This window comes from Microbacterium bandirmense (assembly GCF_037204185.1).
Classification (GTDB): domain Bacteria; phylum Actinomycetota; class Actinomycetes; order Actinomycetales; family Microbacteriaceae; genus Microbacterium; species Microbacterium bandirmense.
In genome coordinates, this window is record NZ_JBBDGM010000002.1 from 199,572 (window position 1) to 215,908 (window position 16,337).

The 16,337-nt window shown below is 67.7% G+C and carries 23 protein-coding genes and 1 pseudogene; 8 read left to right on the forward strand and 16 right to left on the reverse strand.

The annotated features are described in order from the left end of the window. Positions 1–221: 221 nt before the first annotated feature. Together WDU99_RS02985 and WDU99_RS02990 are read left to right on the forward strand one after the other, a co-directional pair. Positions 222–551, forward strand: coding sequence for a nucleotidyltransferase family protein (locus WDU99_RS02985; RefSeq protein WP_337330949.1), 330 nt, complete (start codon positions 222–224; stop codon positions 549–551). After that, the gene (locus tag WDU99_RS02990; protein WP_337330950.1) at positions 548–883 is read left to right on the forward strand and encodes a HepT-like ribonuclease domain-containing protein; all 336 of its coding nucleotides are present in this window, start codon (positions 548–550) and stop codon (positions 881–883) included. The genes WDU99_RS02985 and WDU99_RS02990 overlap by 4 nt, the downstream gene beginning before the upstream one ends. 169 nt (positions 884–1,052) lie before the next feature. Here WDU99_RS02990 and WDU99_RS02995 read toward each other — a convergent pair whose 3' ends face one another. Beyond that, entirely contained in the window at positions 1,053–1,406 is a 354-nt protein-coding gene (locus WDU99_RS02995; protein WP_337330951.1) for a VOC family protein, read from the reverse strand. On the opposite strand from WDU99_RS02995, the gene WDU99_RS03000 reads away from it, so the two are divergent. Continuing rightward, a complete protein-coding gene (locus WDU99_RS03000) occupies positions 1,405–1,845 on the forward strand; it encodes a DUF4143 domain-containing protein (RefSeq protein ID WP_337330952.1) in 441 nt (146 codons plus the stop codon). The two genes, WDU99_RS02995 and WDU99_RS03000, sit on opposite strands and share 2 nt — an antisense overlap. Before the next feature lie 100 nt (positions 1,846–1,945). Here the strand turns inward: WDU99_RS03000 and WDU99_RS03005 are convergent, their stop codons facing one another. From WDU99_RS03005 to WDU99_RS03045, 9 genes and pseudogenes are all read right to left on the reverse strand, one after another. Further along, entirely contained in the window at positions 1,946–2,113 is a 168-nt protein-coding gene (locus WDU99_RS03005) for a DMT family transporter (RefSeq protein ID WP_337330953.1), read from the reverse strand. 82 nt (positions 2,114–2,195) lie between these two features. Further along, positions 2,196–2,258: pseudogene (locus tag WDU99_RS03010) on the reverse strand (QacE family quaternary ammonium compound efflux SMR transporter); the annotation flags it as partial. Next, complete coding sequence (locus WDU99_RS03015; RefSeq protein ID WP_337330954.1) at positions 2,255–2,608, reverse strand: DMT family transporter; 354 nt, start codon at positions 2,606–2,608, stop codon at positions 2,255–2,257. The gene WDU99_RS03015 and the pseudogene WDU99_RS03010, both read right to left, overlap by 4 nt. Next, the gene (locus WDU99_RS03020) at positions 2,605–3,024 is read right to left on the reverse strand and encodes a hypothetical protein (RefSeq protein ID WP_337330955.1); all 420 of its coding nucleotides are present in this window, start codon (positions 3,022–3,024) and stop codon (positions 2,605–2,607) included. The genes WDU99_RS03015 and WDU99_RS03020 overlap by 4 nt, the downstream gene beginning before the upstream one ends. A gap of 137 nt (positions 3,025–3,161) precedes the next feature. Beyond that, complete coding sequence (locus WDU99_RS03025; protein WP_337330956.1) at positions 3,162–3,524, reverse strand: hypothetical protein; 363 nt, start codon at positions 3,522–3,524, stop codon at positions 3,162–3,164. 82 nt (positions 3,525–3,606) lie between these two features. Then, complete coding sequence (locus WDU99_RS03030; protein WP_337330957.1) at positions 3,607–5,130, reverse strand: SulP family inorganic anion transporter; 1,524 nt, start codon at positions 5,128–5,130, stop codon at positions 3,607–3,609. Between the two features lie 188 nt (positions 5,131–5,318). Then, entirely contained in the window at positions 5,319–5,762 is a 444-nt protein-coding gene (gene arfB, locus WDU99_RS03035) for an alternative ribosome rescue aminoacyl-tRNA hydrolase ArfB (RefSeq protein ID WP_337330958.1), read from the reverse strand. 44 nt (positions 5,763–5,806) lie between these two features. After that, positions 5,807–6,298 (reverse strand): tetratricopeptide repeat protein, encoded by a 492-nt coding sequence (locus tag WDU99_RS03040; protein ID WP_337330959.1) that lies wholly within the window; start codon positions 6,296–6,298, stop codon positions 5,807–5,809. Positions 6,299–6,366: 68 nt separating this feature from the next. Next, entirely contained in the window at positions 6,367–6,708 is a 342-nt protein-coding gene (locus WDU99_RS03045) for a YciI family protein (RefSeq protein WP_337330960.1), read from the reverse strand. A gap of 177 nt (positions 6,709–6,885) precedes the next feature. On the opposite strand from WDU99_RS03045, the gene WDU99_RS03050 reads away from it, so the two are divergent. The 3 genes from WDU99_RS03050 (at position 6,886) to WDU99_RS03060 (ending at position 9,076) form a co-directional block, all read left to right on the forward strand. Further along, positions 6,886–7,254, forward strand: coding sequence for a hypothetical protein (locus WDU99_RS03050; protein WP_337330961.1), 369 nt, complete (start codon positions 6,886–6,888; stop codon positions 7,252–7,254). A gap of 151 nt (positions 7,255–7,405) precedes the next feature. Beyond that, on the forward strand, positions 7,406–7,975 hold the full coding sequence (locus WDU99_RS03055) for an alpha/beta fold hydrolase (protein WP_337330962.1): 570 nt from the start codon (positions 7,406–7,408) through the stop codon (positions 7,973–7,975). Positions 7,976–8,011: 36 nt separating this feature from the next. Beyond that, the gene (locus WDU99_RS03060; protein WP_337330963.1) at positions 8,012–9,076 is read left to right on the forward strand and encodes a tellurite resistance/C4-dicarboxylate transporter family protein; all 1,065 of its coding nucleotides are present in this window, start codon (positions 8,012–8,014) and stop codon (positions 9,074–9,076) included. Between the two features lie 8 nt (positions 9,077–9,084). Here WDU99_RS03060 and WDU99_RS03065 read toward each other — a convergent pair whose 3' ends face one another. The 3 genes from WDU99_RS03065 to WDU99_RS03075 form a co-directional block, all read right to left on the reverse strand. Next, positions 9,085–9,663, reverse strand: a complete 579-nt coding sequence (locus WDU99_RS03065) for a 1-acyl-sn-glycerol-3-phosphate acyltransferase (RefSeq protein WP_337330964.1) — start codon at positions 9,661–9,663, stop codon at positions 9,085–9,087. A 111-nt stretch (positions 9,664–9,774) separates the two neighbouring features. Further along, on the reverse strand, positions 9,775–10,065 hold the full coding sequence (locus tag WDU99_RS03070; RefSeq protein WP_337330965.1) for a Fe-S cluster assembly protein HesB: 291 nt from the start codon (positions 10,063–10,065) through the stop codon (positions 9,775–9,777). Positions 10,066–10,210: 145 nt separating this feature from the next. Beyond that, positions 10,211–10,696 carry a DUF6328 family protein gene (locus tag WDU99_RS03075; RefSeq protein ID WP_337330966.1) on the reverse strand — a complete coding sequence of 162 codons (486 nt, stop codon included), beginning with the start codon at positions 10,694–10,696 and terminating at the stop codon, positions 10,211–10,213. A gap of 78 nt (positions 10,697–10,774) precedes the next feature. Here WDU99_RS03075 and WDU99_RS03080 point away from each other — a divergent pair, with 78 nt between their 5' ends. Next, positions 10,775–10,933: a hypothetical protein gene (locus WDU99_RS03080; RefSeq protein WP_337330967.1), complete on the forward strand. Its 159-nt coding sequence runs from the start codon at positions 10,775–10,777 to the stop codon at positions 10,931–10,933. 54 nt (positions 10,934–10,987) lie between these two features. On the opposite strand, the gene WDU99_RS03085 is transcribed toward WDU99_RS03080, so the two are convergent. Further along, positions 10,988–12,460: a DHA2 family efflux MFS transporter permease subunit gene (locus WDU99_RS03085; RefSeq protein ID WP_337330968.1), complete on the reverse strand. Its 1,473-nt coding sequence runs from the start codon at positions 12,458–12,460 to the stop codon at positions 10,988–10,990. Between the two features lie 146 nt (positions 12,461–12,606). Between WDU99_RS03085 and WDU99_RS03090 the strand changes: the two genes are divergently transcribed. After that, complete coding sequence (locus tag WDU99_RS03090; protein ID WP_337331111.1) at positions 12,607–14,484, forward strand: ABC transporter ATP-binding protein; 1,878 nt, start codon at positions 12,607–12,609, stop codon at positions 14,482–14,484. Positions 14,485–14,594: 110 nt separating this feature from the next. Here the strand turns inward: WDU99_RS03090 and WDU99_RS03095 are convergent, their stop codons facing one another. Then, positions 14,595–15,362 (reverse strand): SDR family NAD(P)-dependent oxidoreductase, encoded by a 768-nt coding sequence (locus tag WDU99_RS03095; RefSeq protein WP_337330969.1) that lies wholly within the window; start codon positions 15,360–15,362, stop codon positions 14,595–14,597. A 30-nt stretch (positions 15,363–15,392) separates the two neighbouring features. Next, positions 15,393–16,334 (reverse strand): glycosyltransferase family 2 protein, encoded by a 942-nt coding sequence (locus WDU99_RS03100; protein WP_337330970.1) that lies wholly within the window; start codon positions 16,332–16,334, stop codon positions 15,393–15,395. Positions 16,335–16,337: the final 3 nt, after the last annotated feature.

A 16,337-nucleotide genomic window follows, 5' to 3' on the forward strand; every position in this document is an offset into this window, starting at 1 on the left:
GGAGTCCGGTTCAACGTCTAGCCAGATCGTCCGAAGGCGCTGACTCCGTGAGTGCCGCGGCAGAGTTGCGCCACGAGCGCTGATAGCGCGGCGGCGGCTCGCTGGACCCTGATCGCCTCGTTGAGTCCACCGAGGTTGCGCGGAGTCGACCCGCACTGGACGGCCAGCCGAGCGTGCCGGGCGTCGGCCCGTGCTCGGGTCCGGGCCGGTATCCTGGAGGTATGCCCGAGGACACCATGACGCCTGAGACGCTCGCCCTGCGCGAGCTCTTCGTCGCGCGTCGTGATGAGTTCCAGAAGCTCCTCGACCGATACTGTGCGACGAACCCGAGGCTCTTCGGCTCTGTCGCCCGCGGAACCGCGCATTCGAGCTCCGACATCGACATCCTCGTCGAGATGGATCCCTCGGACGGAAACCTGCTCATGCGGGCATCCGGCCTGATGGAGGAGACGCGAGCCCTGTTCGGCCGGGACGACATCGACATCTTTCCCGTCCAGTTGCTCAAGCGTCCGATCTCGAGCTCGGCTCTCGCGGACGCGGTCGCGCTATGAGCCGTGACCCTGACCAGCGCATCGCTGACATTCTGGAGGCCATCGAGCGATGCCAGCGTTATGTCGCCGCTCTCGGTGGCGATGCAGACGTTGTAGAGATGGCAGAGGACGCGATCGAGCGCAATCTGCAGATCATCGGTGAAGCCGCGAACCATCTTCCCGGGGACATCACTGGTGCGCACCCGGAGGTTCCCTGGCCGCAGGTCCGGGGCTTCCGCAACATCCTCGTCCACCAGTATTTCGGAGTCGACGCCGACGTCGTCCGCGATGTCGTGGAGACCCATCTGCCACCGCTCGCCGATGCGCTGCGGGGTCACGTCCGCGGCAAGTGACCTCCGTATGAGCTCGCTGTGACGCTCGAGAGGTTGCTCGGCTGCGGAACGTGGTGGCGTTCCGGTTCAACGTGTGATCGGGTGGCACTTCAGCCTGCGTGGCACCCGTTGCCTGCACAATTGCAATGCGGCTGCTTCGCGGGCGGCGGACGGCTCCATGCCGGCAGGATCAGACGTGCATGCCTACGTTGATGACTTGCCCACCGCTGTCACGGTAGAAGAATCTCAAGACTCCCCAGCCTTCTTGCGTGAGGGGATGGACAATGGTGATCCCGGCGGTCTCTGCCCGATGGAGTGCGGCGTGGACGTCGTCGACGAAGACTGACACATCGGGATTGACGGGTGCCGTGGCATCGCGGGTCATGATGCTGAGTTGATGTCCTTGGTCGTCGCCGAGCGTTGTGATCCAGCCGTGGTCCATGAGGACGGTCATGCCGAGGATCTGCGCATGCTGACTGGCTGCCTGGTCGAGTTCTTCGCGGCTGTGGACAGTGAGGTTAGGTACGACGCGATCAATCTTCATGGGTCCAGCTGAACACGGACCGTACCGAGATGGCTATACGGCTCGTCTGCTGAGGCTCACGCTGGACAAGCTGACTGGCGTGGACCCGACGTCGCTCACCGATTTCGGCCACCTGTTGGAGACGTTTGTTGTCAACGAACTTCGCAAGCAGACTTCGTGGCTCGACGAACCGGTCAGGCTGGGTCACTGGCGCACGAGCGACGGGAGTGAGGTGGACCTCATCGTCGAGTACGACGACGGGAGAGTTCTCGCCTTCGAAGTCCAGGCGAGCGAGCGAGCTCCAGGGAAGGATTTCCGTGGGTTGGCACAGCTTCGTGACCTTGTGGGAGACCGGTTCGTTGGAGGCTTCATGCTCACGACGGGCAGTCGCTCGTACACCTACTCGGACCGGTTGCACGTCATGCCCGTCGAGCGGTTCTGGACCCCCGTGGCCACCTGATCAGCGGTGGAGACGGTTCTCCGTGCCGATGGTTGTCCGTGCCGGAACTCGGTGGAGTTCCGGTTCAAGGTATGACCTGACCCGTCGGTGGCCCGTCGCACTACGCGACTTCGATCAGGACTACGCCGATGATGATCAGGCCGATTCCCGCAAGCATGCGTCGGGTCAGCGGGTCCTTCCAGATGGTGCGCGCCATGACCGCCACCAGCACGATGCCGATAGCCGTCCAGAGCCCGTACGCGACGCCGATATGCCTGCCGGAACGCAATGTGACTCCGAGACAGGTGAACGCGGCCGTAGCTAAGCGCGATTGGCGCAAGCCAGTGCTTCCTGTGGAATCCGTCGCTTGCTCGGAGCGACAACGTACCCGTGACCTCGAACACGATCGACAGGAGAAGCCAAATCCAGCTCATGTCTGCCGCACCTGCGCCCGGTCTTGGCGGCGCGGGCGGGAGCCAGGCTCGACGAGAGCAACGCCAGCGGTGATTGCTGCGATGCCGATCACGTCGCCGTTGCTCAGGGCCTCATCGAAGATGATCAGGCCGAGAACGGCCACGAGTGCCACACCTGTCGCTCCCCAGATCCCATAGACCACGCCGATCCTGATCCCTGTGCGTAGCGTCAGACCGAGCATTGTGAATGCGGCGACATAGGCGACCACGACGAGGAAGATCCAGAGCGGGTGATCCGTCGCAGCCCGCAGAGCGAGCGTTCCCGTGACTTCTGCGGTTATCGCGCCAGTCAGGAGCATCCATCGGTTCATGTGCGTGCCTCTTCTTCGCGCATGACCGCAGCGTTCTGTTCGGCGGCATCCACGAGAGCGAGAGCCTGTCGCTGCACGCCGTCGAGTGACTCGGCCGCGAATACACCAGTGGCCTCGGACATCCACGCGCCGTCGGCGCAGAAGCGTGCTGCGGTAAGGAGCGACCGTGCCGGCTCGGTCAGCGTCGTGGTGTCGTGCCACGGCCCCAGATGCCGATGCCACGGCTCAGTGAGCGTCGGGTGGTAGAGGGCGTCGGAGGAGACCCAGTAGTCCGCGCGCGATACGTCTGCGGTCGTCGCGACAACGACGTAGGTGCGGTGTCGATCAAAGGGTGAGAGCGACTCCGGGTCGGCACCTGCATGTGCGCGCAGCATCTCGTTCCAATGCCTGGCCGCGTGTTCGACGAGGCCGATCATGAGGGCTTCCCCGGAGGGGAAACGGTACATGAGTCCAGAACCATTCGGTGGCGCTGCGCAGACTGCGCCAGGCGGGGTGCCTCAGAATCGCCTGACGAACGTCGACCAACGAACGACGCCACGCCGCTGACGCATCCTCAGCCGGCTGGCTCCGACCGCACCTCGATGATCTTCCCGTCTGCGCCGAAGATCGCGGTCACGATACTCTCCTGATGCAGATCCTCGCCGTCGGAGTCCGCCGTGGGCAGACGTGCTGAAAGGCGCCACCGAACGACGGCGCCCTCCTGCTCGAAATCTCGTGCTTCGATGCGCCGGGAGTGCCGCGGAGTCGCGCGCACCGCGGTGCCCATCGCGACGAGGTCCTCGCGATCGAGCGTCTGACCTCCGACGTGATACGCGAGCTCGGCAGCGAACAGGTTCTCGACGTTCTCTCGGACGTCGCCCTCTTCCGCGACGTACTGGCAGTCGATGAACCTCGCGATAGCCGCAGCTCTGTTCATGCGGCAATGTTAGTGCGTTGTGAATGGCCCGTCGGGAGACCGCAGAGCCACGGGTCTCCGGGGCTCCGCGGACAGCACGGCATCAGTGACCGCTTCCCAGCTCTCCTGTGAGGCGCGTGTGGAATTCGGTCGTGAACGCGTTCATGCCGATGAACTCGACGCGCTTGCCGTGCTGCTCGTACTTCGTCTCGATGGCGTCGAGCGCGGCCACGGTCGACGCGTCCCAGATGTGTGACCTCGTGAAGTCGATGACGACACGATCGGGGTCGTCGGCATACTCGAACATGGTGGTGAGGTCGTTGCTCGAGGCGAACAGCAACTGCCCCTCCACCGTGTAGTGCGCGTGTGGCGAGCCGTCCTGGTCGACGACTACGCGGCGCACCTCGAACAGGTGGGCGACACGGCGGACGAACATGACCGATGCCACGAAAACGCCCACGACGACGCCGATCGCGAGGTTGTGCGTGGCGACCACCACGGCGACGGTGGCCACGATGACGAACGTCTCGCTCTTGGGCATCCGCTTGAGCGTCGAGGGGCGGATCGAGTGCCAGTCGAACGTGCCGACGGACACCATGATCATGACCGCCACGAGCGCGGCCATGGGGATGATCGCGACCACATCGCCCAGCACGACGATGAGGATCAGCAGGAACACCCCCGCCAGGAACGTCGAGATGCGCGTGCGCGCGCCGGACACCTTCACGTAGATCATGGTCTGCCCGATCATGGCGCAGCCGCCCATGCCGCCGAACAGACCCGACGCGAGGTTCGCCACGCCCTGCCCCCACGACTCTCGCGTCTTGTTGGAGTGCGTGTCCGTCACGTCGTCCACGAGCTTCGCTGTCATCAGCGACTCCATCAGGCCGACCAGTGCCATCGCCAGGGCGTAGGGCGCGATGATCGTCAGAGTCTCCCACGTGAGCGGCACGTTCGGGATGAACAGCTCGGGCAGGCTGCGCGGAAGCTCGCCCTGGTCGCCGACGGTGGGCACACTGATCGCGAAGACCACCACGGCGGCGGTGACGACGATGATCGACACCAGCGGTGCCGGGATCACCTTCGTGATCTTCGGCATCAGCACCATGATCACAAGCCCTGCTGCGACGAGCGGATATACCATCCAGGGCACCCCGATGAGTTGCGGGAGCTGCGCCGTGAAGATCAGGATCGCCAGCGAGTTGACGAAACCGACCATGACGCTGCGCGGGATGAAGCGCATGAGCCTGGCGACCCCGCACACCGCCAACACGATCTGCAGGACACCGGCGAGCAGCACGGTCGCGATGAAGTAGTCCATGCCGTGGTCGCGAACGACCGGTGCGATCACCAGGGCGACCGCACCCGTCGCCGCGGAGATCATCGCAGGGCGTCCGCCGACGAACGCGATCGTCACCGCCATGATGAACGAAGAGAACAGGCCCACCTTCGGATCGACTCCGGCGATGATCGAGAAGCTGATCGCCTCCGGGATCAGTGCGAGCGCCACGACGAGTCCGGCGAGCACCTCGCGGGTGAGGATGCGCGGGGTCCGCAGAGCGGTCAGCACGGAGGGATCGGGCCGGTACCTGCTGTTGTCGTCCTTGGCCGCTGGAGCGATCGCCATGCGTGTCCACTGTCTGTCTGTCAGGGGGGCTCTCAGCTCGAGAGCGCGAGATTTCAGGGGCGCGACTGCGCGCATCCGCCGGGCAGAGCCGTGCGGGAGGGAAGGCGCTCATCTCACTGGACGCCGAGAAGAACTCTAACGTAACGGGCGCTGCGCGACGTCCGAACGGATGCCGAGGAGCCGTGCGATCAGTCGGAAGTGCCGGGGCGTCTCCGCCCCTGCTTCGTCTCCGACCGGCGCCGCTTCTGTTCGAGCCGCCGTCGACGCGATCCCGTGGTCGGTCTGGTCGGTCGCCTCGTCGTCGCCGGGACGACGGCTTCGCGAAGGATCTCGGCGAGGCGCAGTCGCGCCGCCGCGCGGTTCTGATGTTGCGATCGGTGCTCGGAGGCGGCGATCGTGAGGACGCCGGCCACCAGGCGCGTGTCGAGCCGGCGCATGACGCGCGTCCGCTGGGCGTCGTTCAGCGCGCTGCTCGTGCCGAGATCGATGCTGAGCTGCACGCGCGAATCGGTCGTGTTCACGCCCTGTCCACCGGGGCCGGATGCCCGCGAGAACTGCTCGATCAGTTCAGCCGCAGGCACACGCAGGCCGTGAGGCGCCCCGGGCCCGGCCGGTACCCGCAGATCGTCCATGAATCAAGTGTGATGGATAAGTGCACGCCGCGGCGCCGACAGGCTCAGCCCGACCCTTCGGTGAGGGCTGCGGCATAGTTCCGCATCGAGCGGTGGTAGCGCGGGAGCGCATCGATCTGCGCTTCGATCGCGATCCGCAGCGCCTCGTCCCTGCGTCCGGCGCTGTGCAGCGCGAGGGCGAGCACGATCCGGGGAGCTGTGCCGGTCGATTCGTGGGTCGGGGCGGCCCGCAGCACGGCGATGGCCTCGTCCAGCCGGCCGAGGTTGCGCAGGGTCGAGCCGTACTGCACGGCGAGCTGTGCGTGTCGGGCCTCGTCGAGTCCGAGATCGAGTGCCCGCTCGTACTCCATGCTCGCCCCTGCCTCGAAACCCATCGAGTCGTACATCCCGGCGAGCTCGAACGCCGCCCTGCCATCAGACGCCGGGCACGCCGCGGCCAGCGTGCGCATCGCCGCGACACCGTCCTCGCGGCCCATCGAGTCCAGGCGCTCCCACAGCTCGGCGACCGCTGCTTCCCACTGCTCGATCGTGTTCACGTCGACGAGTCTTGCAGACGTCGGCACCAGCGGGCGCCACTGGACGGCGGCGTCGCGGATCGCGCCGATCAGTAGACCCGGCGCATCTCCTGCGGCCAGCCGCACGCGATCGCCAGCCTGCCCGCCCACATCTTCGCCGTCTCCTCGTCGTCCACGTCGATGATCGTGAACCCGCCGAGGTACGCCTCACCCGGGGCGACGCGGCCGGTGCGGACCGCCAGCTCGCCACTGGTGGCGTCCGCACTGAAGGCACCGTCGATGTCCTCATCGACACCCGCCGCGAACACGTACGCGCCGGCCGACTTGATCTCATCGACCACCGCGTTCGCGAGGGGCCCGCGCGAGGCGAGCCAGTCGTCGCTGTGGTCGCCGACCCACTGCTGATTGAAGTAGATGATGTACTGCGCCATGACCGCTCCTCGCCGACAGTGCTGTGTGCCCGGTCACGTCCGCGACCCGGTCACGTCCGCGACCTGTTCACGCTAGCCCGGGGGAGCGCCGCAGGAAAGGCCCCCCGTGCGAAACCGGCGTGCGCCAGCTTCGACCGGGTGGAACCCATGCACAGGCTGGACGGCTAGCCTGGCAGCATGCGCCGTCTCGCTCTCATCCCCGCTGTGCTCGCCGTCGGACTGCTGGCGGGCTGCTCTCAGGTCGCCCAGTTCGCGGGGGATGCCGTCGGCGTCGACGTCGACCAGGTGTGCACCTCTTTCGACGATGCGTACGCGCAGTATGAGGGGCTGCTCGACAAGGGCGATGCGACGGCGGATCAGGTCGCGTCGACACGGGACGACCTGGTCGCGACGCTCGAGGGGCTCGCCGACGACATCGGAGGCAAGCCCGGCGAGCTCATCCGCTCGAACGCGCAGAAGCTCGCCGAGTCCGTCGACCCGACCGCGCCGGAGTCGATCGAGGCGGTCGAGCAGGTCAAGGGCACTCTCGACTCGTTCTGCGGCTGAGCTCGTTCTGCGGCTGAGGTCGTTCTGCGGCTGAGGGCACAGCGGTCCCTCCACGGGCACGGGCTCCTGAACTTGTCGACAGACGGTGCCGTTGCATACGGTGTTGAGGGCGGCCACGCACCGCGCACCTCCACAGGAAAGAGCACCGACCGTGACACAGAAGAGCACCTTCGAGCCCGAAGGCCGCGCCGTGCCGTTCATTGACGAGGGTGAGGGCCCCGTCACGCTCGTGCTCGTCACGAACCGCGAACTCGAGGCCGACGGCCTGGGTGTGATCTCGCACTACCTGGCCGAAGAGGCCGGGTTCCGTGTCGTGCGCATCGGCGCACGCGCCGCCGCCGACGGGTTGGGCCCGCAGCAGCGGGCATCGGATGCTGTCGCCGTGCTCGATCACCTCGGCATCGACGACACCTGGATCGGCGGACACGGCTACGGCAGCACCGTCGCCCGCGTGTTCGCCGCCGACCATGTCGACCGCGTGGGCGGGCTGCTCATGCTCGGCGTCGAAGACGAGCAGATCGCACTCGCCCCGGGCATCCCCGTACTCATCATCCAGGCCGAGCACGACGACGTCACCCCCGCTGCGAACGCCGAAGCGCTCCGTGCCACGGCTCCCGAGCGCGCCAGCGTGACCACGATCGCCGGTGCCGACCACTACTTCCCGGCCACGCACCCGATCGAGACGGCTGTGGTCATCGAGGAGTACCTCGACTGGGACTGACCCGTCAGCGGCATCCATCCGTCCTATGATCTGCTCATGAGCCCGATCCGGCACGCGATCGCCCACCTGGCGCCCGGCTACTTCGCCGCGGTGATGGGTACGGGCATCGTGTCGGTCGGTCTGCACGACGTCGGCGTCGAGGTGCTCTCGCTGGTGCTGATGTGGATCGCGGTCGTGCTCTACATCGTGCTGTGGGCGCTCTACATCTGGCGTGCCGTCGGCTTCCGGCAGCAGGTCGTCGCCGATCTGCGCGACCCCGAGATCGCCTTCGCGTTCTTCACCGTCGTGGCAGCCACCGACGTGCTCGGCGTGCGCCTGGCGAAGGAGGGGATGATCGCGGTCGCGACGCCGCTGTTCCTACTCGGCGCCGCGCTCTGGTTCGTGTTCGGATATCTGCTGCCCTGGCAGGTGCTGATGACCCGCGACGGCAAGCCGATCCTCGCGCGGGCGAACGGCACCTGGTTCATCTGGGCCGTGGCCAGTCAGTCACTCGCCATCGGCATGACGCAACTGCGGCCGTACGTCGACGCCCTCGCCGCGCCCTGGGTCGGGATGCTGGCTGTGCTCGCCTGGTCGGTCGGCGTCATCCTGTACGCGGCCATGGCCATGCTGGTGCTGCTGCGCGTCGTCCACTTCGGAGTCACTCCGCAGCAGTTCGACCCGGCGTACTGGGTGGCGATGGGCGCCCTGGCGATCGCCGTGGTGGCCGGCGCCGGCATCGTCGAGATGGATCGCTCGCCGATGGTGGACGCGGTGCGCCCGCTGATCGCCGCGACGGTGGTGATCTTCTGGGTGTTCTGCGTGTGGCTGATCCCGCTTCTCGTGGGCGCCGGCGTCTGGCGGCACGCCGTGCACAGGGTGCCGCTGCGCTACGTCGCGACGCTGTGGTCGATGGTGTTCCCGATCGGCATGTTCGCGGCAGCATCCATCTCACTCGGCACGGCCGACGAGCTCCCCGCGGCGGGATCCGTGGGGCAGATCGCACTGGTGGTCGCCGTGGCGGTGTGGGCGGTCGTGTTCATCGCCATGCTGTACCGCGTGTTCGCTGTCGTGCGCGACAGCATCCGAGCCCGGGGGAGCGCCCAGCGCTCACTCGTCTGACCCTGCCGTCAGCCCGCGCTGCCGCGCTCCTCGCGCAGTCGCGGCTCGACGCGATGCTCCGGCCGCAGGCCCGCTTTGTCTGCGTAGAACGCGCGGATGCTGTCCATGTCGGCGGCCACGTCACCGGTGAGTTCGATGGTCGGGCCGAGCCCGGTGGTCATGGTCGTGCGGTCGACGTACCCGAGGGTGACGGGCATCCCGGTCTCGCGGGCGATGCGGTAGAAGCCCGACTTCCAATGCGTGTGTCCCTTGCGCGTGCCGTCGGGCGTCACCACCAAGGCGAACACCTCGCCGGATCGGGCTCGCGTCACCACTTCGGTGACGACGCGGCTCGGGTCGTCGCGGTCGACGGGGATGCCGCCGAGCGCTCGCATGATCGCTCCCCGCCATCCGCGGAACAGGCTGGCCTTGCCGAGCCAGTGCACCTCGACGCCGAGCCGCCAGGCGATGGCGAGCATGAGCACGAAGTCCCAGTTCGACGTGTGCGGTGCGCCGACCAGCACGGTGGGTGTGGTCGGGGGCGGCTGCGTCTTCAGCGTCCAGCGGCTGAACATCCAGTACACCCGCGCGAGGAGACGTCGGAGCATGCTCCCACGCTAGGTCAGTGCGCATGCGCGACCCGGCATACGCCCGGACGACGCAGAGGAGCCGCCGCCCGGCGGGCGACGGCTCCGAATTCGCTCGGTGGCGTCCGGTGATCAGGCCGGCTGCGGGAGCAGGGTGAAGGATACGGCGCCCTGCTCGTCGACGGCGGCGTCGAGCACCTTGTCATCGAGGGCCTCGGCGGCCGCCTTCTCGAGGAAGACGTGGATCTCCTCGTCGCCGACGATGGCATCGCCGGGCTCGGGGGTGGCGGCGACGGTGACCGCGAAGCGCGGCTCGGCGTCGGTGCCCGACGAATGGATGCGCAGGCCGGCATCCGGACCGGGGCTCTGCTGGGCGACGATGGTCGCCGCGATCGTGTTGGCGTTCTCGGTCAGGGTGAGCATCGCGCTCTCCTTCCGGTTGCGGACACCACGCCGTCCGGCGCGATGTCCCGGCCACGATTCCGCACCTGGCGTGCGCGTTCAACCTCAGCTCACCGACTCTGAGGGGTTTCCCACCTCGCGCTTGCGGACCTCACAGGCCGGGCCGTCAGGATCGTCGGCGCAGCGGCACCGGCAGCAGCACCCACAGGGCGATGATCGCGATCACGCCGATACCGCCAGCGATGAACGCGAAGACGTGGTTGAAGGTGAAGTCGATGATCAGCACGGTCACCCCGACCGTCAGCGCCGCGATCACGACGAGATTCGCCTTGACGATGCGGTTCGCCGCGCGCACCAGCTCGGGCTTGCGGCCGCGAGCGAACAGCAGGCGGTGCATGCCCACCGGCGTGAGAGCCAGCACAGTCGCCGTCGCGGCCAGGAGCACGAGCACGATGTACAGCACCCGCTGCGGAGTGCTCAGCTCGGTGAACAGCGGCTGGAACGCGACCGCCAGCAGGAAGCCGGTGAGGATCTGCGTGCCGGTCTGCATCACCCGCAGCTCCTGCATCAGCTCCTCCCAGTTGCGGTCCGCGCGCTCATCGGACGTCTCGTCGCGGCCGTCGGCACGCGCATCGCCGGGGATGCTGGTCATGTCACCGCACGGTACACCGCCCCGGGGGTCGGTGGAAGCACCGGCCCCGATGTGGCGCAGGGCGCGTACCATCGAAGCATGACCGATCAGCGCAAGACCCTCGGCGACGCGGCGAGCGGACCGCCGCCCGGGCTGCAGCTGCTCGGCGACGGCACCGCCATGGGCGTGTGCGTCGACGGCGTGTGCGCCATGCCGGGTGCGCCGGTCGCCGACTCAGTGGCCGAGAAGGCCGACTGAGCCGGCTGCCAACTGAGCCGGCTGCCGATTGAGCCGGGTGCCGGCGGTTTCGGTTCAGTGTCCGGCGTGGGCCGGGGCCTCGTCGGTGTCGTCTGCCGGCTTGCGGATCAGGAACGCGCCGATGATCGTCACGGTGGCGATGATCGCTCCGATCGTCACCGCCGTGCGCGTGCCCGCCGCAACGGCCGCGGGCACCTCGGTGCCGCCGCCCGCGTCGACGATCGCGGTGAAGACGGTCATCATTACGGCGATGCCCGCGGCCCCCGACACTTGCTGGATCGTGCCGATGACTGCGCTGCCGTAGGAGTAGAACTTCGGCTTCAGCGATGCCAGTGCGGCGGTGAACAGCGGTGTGAACGACAGGGCCAGTCCCACCGCCAGCAGCGTCTGTGCGATGAGCACCAGCCACACCGAGCTGCCGGTGTCGAGCGTGGTGAACAGCCACAGCATGGAGGCCGCGAGGATCGATCCGGGGATCAGCAGCACACGTGTGCCGCGGCTGTCGTAGATGCGGCCGATCACGGGGCCGAGCAGACCCATCGCCAGCGCGCCGGGAAGTACCACCAGGCCCGCTCCGGTGGCATCCATCTCGAGTGCGTCCTGCAGGAACAGCGGGATGATCGTGATGCTTCCGAAGAACGCCAGCGACAGCAGGAACATCTGCGTCATCGCCAGCGAGAAGTCCTTCGACAGGAAGATGCGCAGATCGAGCAGCGCGTCGTCCTTGCGCTGCAGCACCACCTGGCGCCACAGGAACAGGCCGAGCGCGATCACGCCCACGACGAGCGCGAGCACCAGTGGCACGGGGTTGGCGCCAGTGGAGAGGCTGCCGATCTGGCTGAGGCCGTACACGAGTCCACCGAATCCGAACGCCGAGAGCACGACCGAGAGCACGTCGATCGGGGCGTGCGTGGTCTCGCCGACATCGGTGAGCCAGCGCCAGCCGATGAACATCGCGACCAGGGCGATCGGCAGCACGACGACGAAGATCGCACGCCAGCCGAAGTGGTCCAGCAGGAATCCCGACATGGTAGGACCGAGAGCCGGTGCCAACGATATGACCACGCTGACGCGTCCCATGATGCGGCCGCGGGATGCCGGCGGCACGAGGTTCATGACGGTGGTCATCAGCAGCGGCATCATGATGGCCGTGCCCGACGCCTGCACGATGCGCGCACCCAGCAGCATCGGGAACCCGACGGCGAAGATCGCCAGCAGGGTGCCGGCCGAGAACAGCGTCAGCGCGCTGAGGAACATCTGGCGCGTCGTGAAGCGGCGCAGCAGGAACCCGGTGGTCGGGATGACGACGGCCATGGTGAGCATGAACGCGCTGGTCACCCACTGCGCGGCGATCGGCGTGATGTGCAGATCGGTGATGAGATGCGGGATCGCCATTCCCATCGTCGTCTCGTTGAGGATCGCGACGAAGGCGGCGGTCAGCAGCACCCAGATGACAGCCATGTCCTTGCGGGGGATGGCTGTGGGGTCCTGAACGGTGGGGGATGACCCAGTGTGAAGGGCGGCCATGGGTCTCCTCGGAGATGGTGTGCGGAAGATGGAGGACGCGAATCCGCGAGACGGATGCGAGAAGTCAGCCGTCCATCCTAACCCCCTCGCGCGCGATCGCATTCCCGATCTGGTGATTCCCCGCGGGATACTCTGTGGGGGTGAGCATGGGTGGCGGTCGTGGCGGGGGATTCCGCGGAGTCGACGAGGAGGCGCAGCGACGTCTGAATGCGAGTGCTCCGAAGGTCTCGGGGCTCGGGCGCCGTGTCGTCACGCTGTTCACGCCGTACCGGGGACGGCTGGTGATGACTGCACTGCTGGTGATCGTGGGCGCCGGACTCGCTGTGATCCCTCCGCTGCTCGTTCAGCGCGTGTTCGATGACGCGCTGTTCCCGCTCGACGGAGGCGGCCCGCACATGAACCTGCTGATCATCCTGGTCAGCCTGATGATCGGGCTGTTCCTGCTGTCGGCGGTGCTCGGTGTGGCGCAGACGTGGCTGACCTCGACGGTCGGCAACCAGGTCACCGGAGATTTGCGTGTGCGGCTGTTCGAGCACCTGCAGGCGATGGAGCTCGGCTTCTTCACCCGCACCAAGACCGGGGTGATCCAGTCACGGCTGCAGAACGATGTCGGCGGCGTGTCGGGTGTGCTGACGAACACGGTCACCAGCATCCTCGGCAACACCGTCACCGTCATCGCGTCGCTCGTGGCGATGATCCTCATCGACTGGCGCCTGACGATCATCGCGGTGATCATGATGCCCGTGCTCGTGCTGATCCAGCGTCGCGTCGGTCAGGTGCGGGCGCGGATCGCCGCAGAGACGCAGGAGTCGCTGTCGGAGCTCACCAGCATCACGCAAGAGACACTGAGCGTCTCGGGCATCCTGCTGTCGAAGTCGTTCAACCGGCAGCGCACCGAATCCGTGCGGTACCAGAACGAGAACCGCAACCAGGTGCGGCTGCAGGTCAAGCGCGCGATGAGCGGTCAGGGTTTCTTCGCCGTCGTGCAGGTGCTGATGTCGAGCGTGCCTGCGATCATCTACCTCGTCGCCGGCTTCTTCATCACCGGCGGTGCCCCCGATATCACGGCGGGTGCGATCGTCGCGTTCACGACCGTGCAGGCGCGGCTGCTGATGCCGCTGATGGGGCTGATGCGCGTCGCGCTCGACCTCCAGACCTCGGCGGCGCTGTTCGCCCGCATCTTCGAGTACCTCGACATGGTGCCCCAGATCAGTGACCGACCCGCCGCCACCGACGTGGCCGAGGCGCCGGGACCACGCGGGCGCATCGAGTTCGAGGATGTCGTCTTCCGCTACCCGGATGCCGCACCGGAGAGCCGGCCGACGCTCGACGGCGTGTCGTTCGTCGCCGATCCCGGCCAGCACGTCGCGTTCGTCGGCCCGTCCGGAGCGGGCAAGACGACGGTGCTGTACCTGGCGCCGAGACTGTACGAGGCATCCGCCGGCACCGTGCGCTTCTCCGGCGCTGACGTGCGCGATCTCACCCAGGCGTCGGTGATCGATCAGATCGGGATCGTCTCGCAGGAGACGTATCTGTTCCACGCCAGCATCCGTGAGAATCTGCGCTATGCGAAGCCCGACGCGACCGACGAGCAGATCGAGCGCGCCTGCCGCGCGGCGAACATCCACCATGTGATCGCCGGATTCGACGACGGCTACGACACGATCGTGGGTGAGCGGGGTTACCGACTCTCCGGCGGAGAGAAGCAGCGGATCGCGATCGCACGAGTGCTGCTGAAGGACCCGCCGGTGCTGCTGCTGGACGAGGCGACCTCAGCCCTCGACACGGTGTCCGAGCGCGTCGTGCAGGAGGCGCTGGATGCCGCGGCGCAGGGCCGCACCACGCTGTCGGTCGCGCATCGGCTCTCGACCGTGATCGCGGCCGACATGATCCATGTCGTCGAAGCGGGGCGGATCGTCGAGTCCGGCACCCACAGCGAGCTGCTCGCGAAGGGCGGACTGTATGCGACCCTGGCTGCGCAGCAGCTCGCGGCCTCACGGGCGATCGAGGACAGCACCTTCTGACGACTGCGATTCCGACGCTGTCGACCGGTATTCCGCCGGTGCCGCACCACTCCCAGCCTGTGCCGGAGCTGCTGGCGACTGTCGACTGAGACGCACCGGCGTGCGGCCTGTCAGTGCACCGACAGGCCGCCGTCGACGAACAGCGACTGCCCGGTGATGTAACCCGAAGAGCGCCCCGCGAGGAACACCGCGATCCCGCCGAAGTCCTCCGGCAGGCCGTTGCGGCCGACCATGGTGCGCTCGGCGAGCTGACGCACCTTCTCAGTGTCCTCCTGCAGCCGGGCGTTCAGCGGGGTCAGCACGAAGCCGGGGACCAGGGTGTTCGCGGTGACGCCGCGCGCCGACCATGCCTCGGCCTGCGACCGAGTCAGGGACTCCAGGCCGCCCTTCGAGACGCCGTACACGCCACTGGTCACGAAAGCGCGGTGCGCCTGCTGCGAGCTGATGTGGATCAGACGGCCGAACCCGCGCTCGAGCATGGCGGGCGCGAAGCGCCGGCTCAGCAGGAACGGCGCCTCGAGGTTCACCGACATCGTGGCGTCCCAGACGTCCATGTCGATCTCGTCGAACGGCGGACGCAGGTTGATGCCGGCGGAGTTCACCAGGATGTCGGGCTCGCCGAACGGCTCGGCGGCGGCATCCCCGGCCTCGCGGATGCCGTCTCGCGTGCTGAGGTCGCCCACGACCCCCGCCGCACGGCCGCCGACCGCGGAGATCTCGGCGACCACCCTCTCGATGCGGGTCGCGTCACGCGCGACGATGACGACGGATGCCCCCGCCGCGGCCATCGCGAGGGCGATGGCCCGCCCGATCCCGGAGGATCCGCCCGTGACGACCGCGGTCAGTCCGCGCAGGGAGAAGAGCGAGTCGAGGTTCATGGCTTCAGCCTCTCACCAGCTGAGGGCGTCTCACCAGCTGAGGGCGTCGACGAGCGTCGGGTCTGGCCGGGCGGTCGCGAACTCCGGCAGTGCTGCGAGAGCATCCTCGAAGGATGCCACGGCCGCCCGGTACGCCGGATCGGGATGCTGGGCCGCGATGCGCTGCAGCGGAGGAAGGTCCATCGCGAGGATCAGCTCGATGCGCGCGCGGACGGCCTCTGACGCCCCGGCCGCCGTCAGCACGTCGATGCCGCCCAGGAGCGCGGCGAGATAGTCGTGCAGTACGGGCAGCTGCGCCTTGCCCTGCGTGATCGAGGTGCCGTCGGCGCGCACCCGCCAGTGCACGGCGACCTGCGGGATGACGTCGAAGGACCGCGCCTCGGTGTACATCCGCTGCGCGACGACCTGGTCCTCGTAGGCGACGTTCTCGGGGAAGCGCCGCTCGCCCCAGAACTCCGTGCGGCTGAGCTTCGACCAGGCCACGATGTTCGCCGAAGCCGCCGGATGCTCGGCGAGGGTCACTCCCAGACGGCGCGGGCCGGTGGCATCCGACACCCACGGCTGCACCCGGCCGGCACGGTACGCGCCGTCGATCAGTCGGGTGCGCACGTAGGCCGCGGCGACGAAGTCGCTGCCGGATTCGTCGAGCGTGCGCAGCCAGGTGGCGAGGGCGTGCGGGGTGAGCTCGTCGTCGGCGTCGAGGAACCCCACGAACGGGGTGTCGACGTGCGCGAGGCCGACGTTGCGGGCGGCGCCGAGGCCACGCGCCTCGTGGTGGTGCAGCACCTCGAAGCGGTCGTCCGCGTCGGCCGCCGCGGCGAACACGGCGCCGGTGCCATCGATCGAGCCGTCGTCGATCAGCAGGGCCCGCCAGCGCTGCTCGCTCTGCCCTCGCAGCGAGGCGATCGCGGCAAGAGCGAATGCGGCGATGTCGCGCCCGGGAACGATCAGGGTCACCAGAGGGTCGGGCACGAA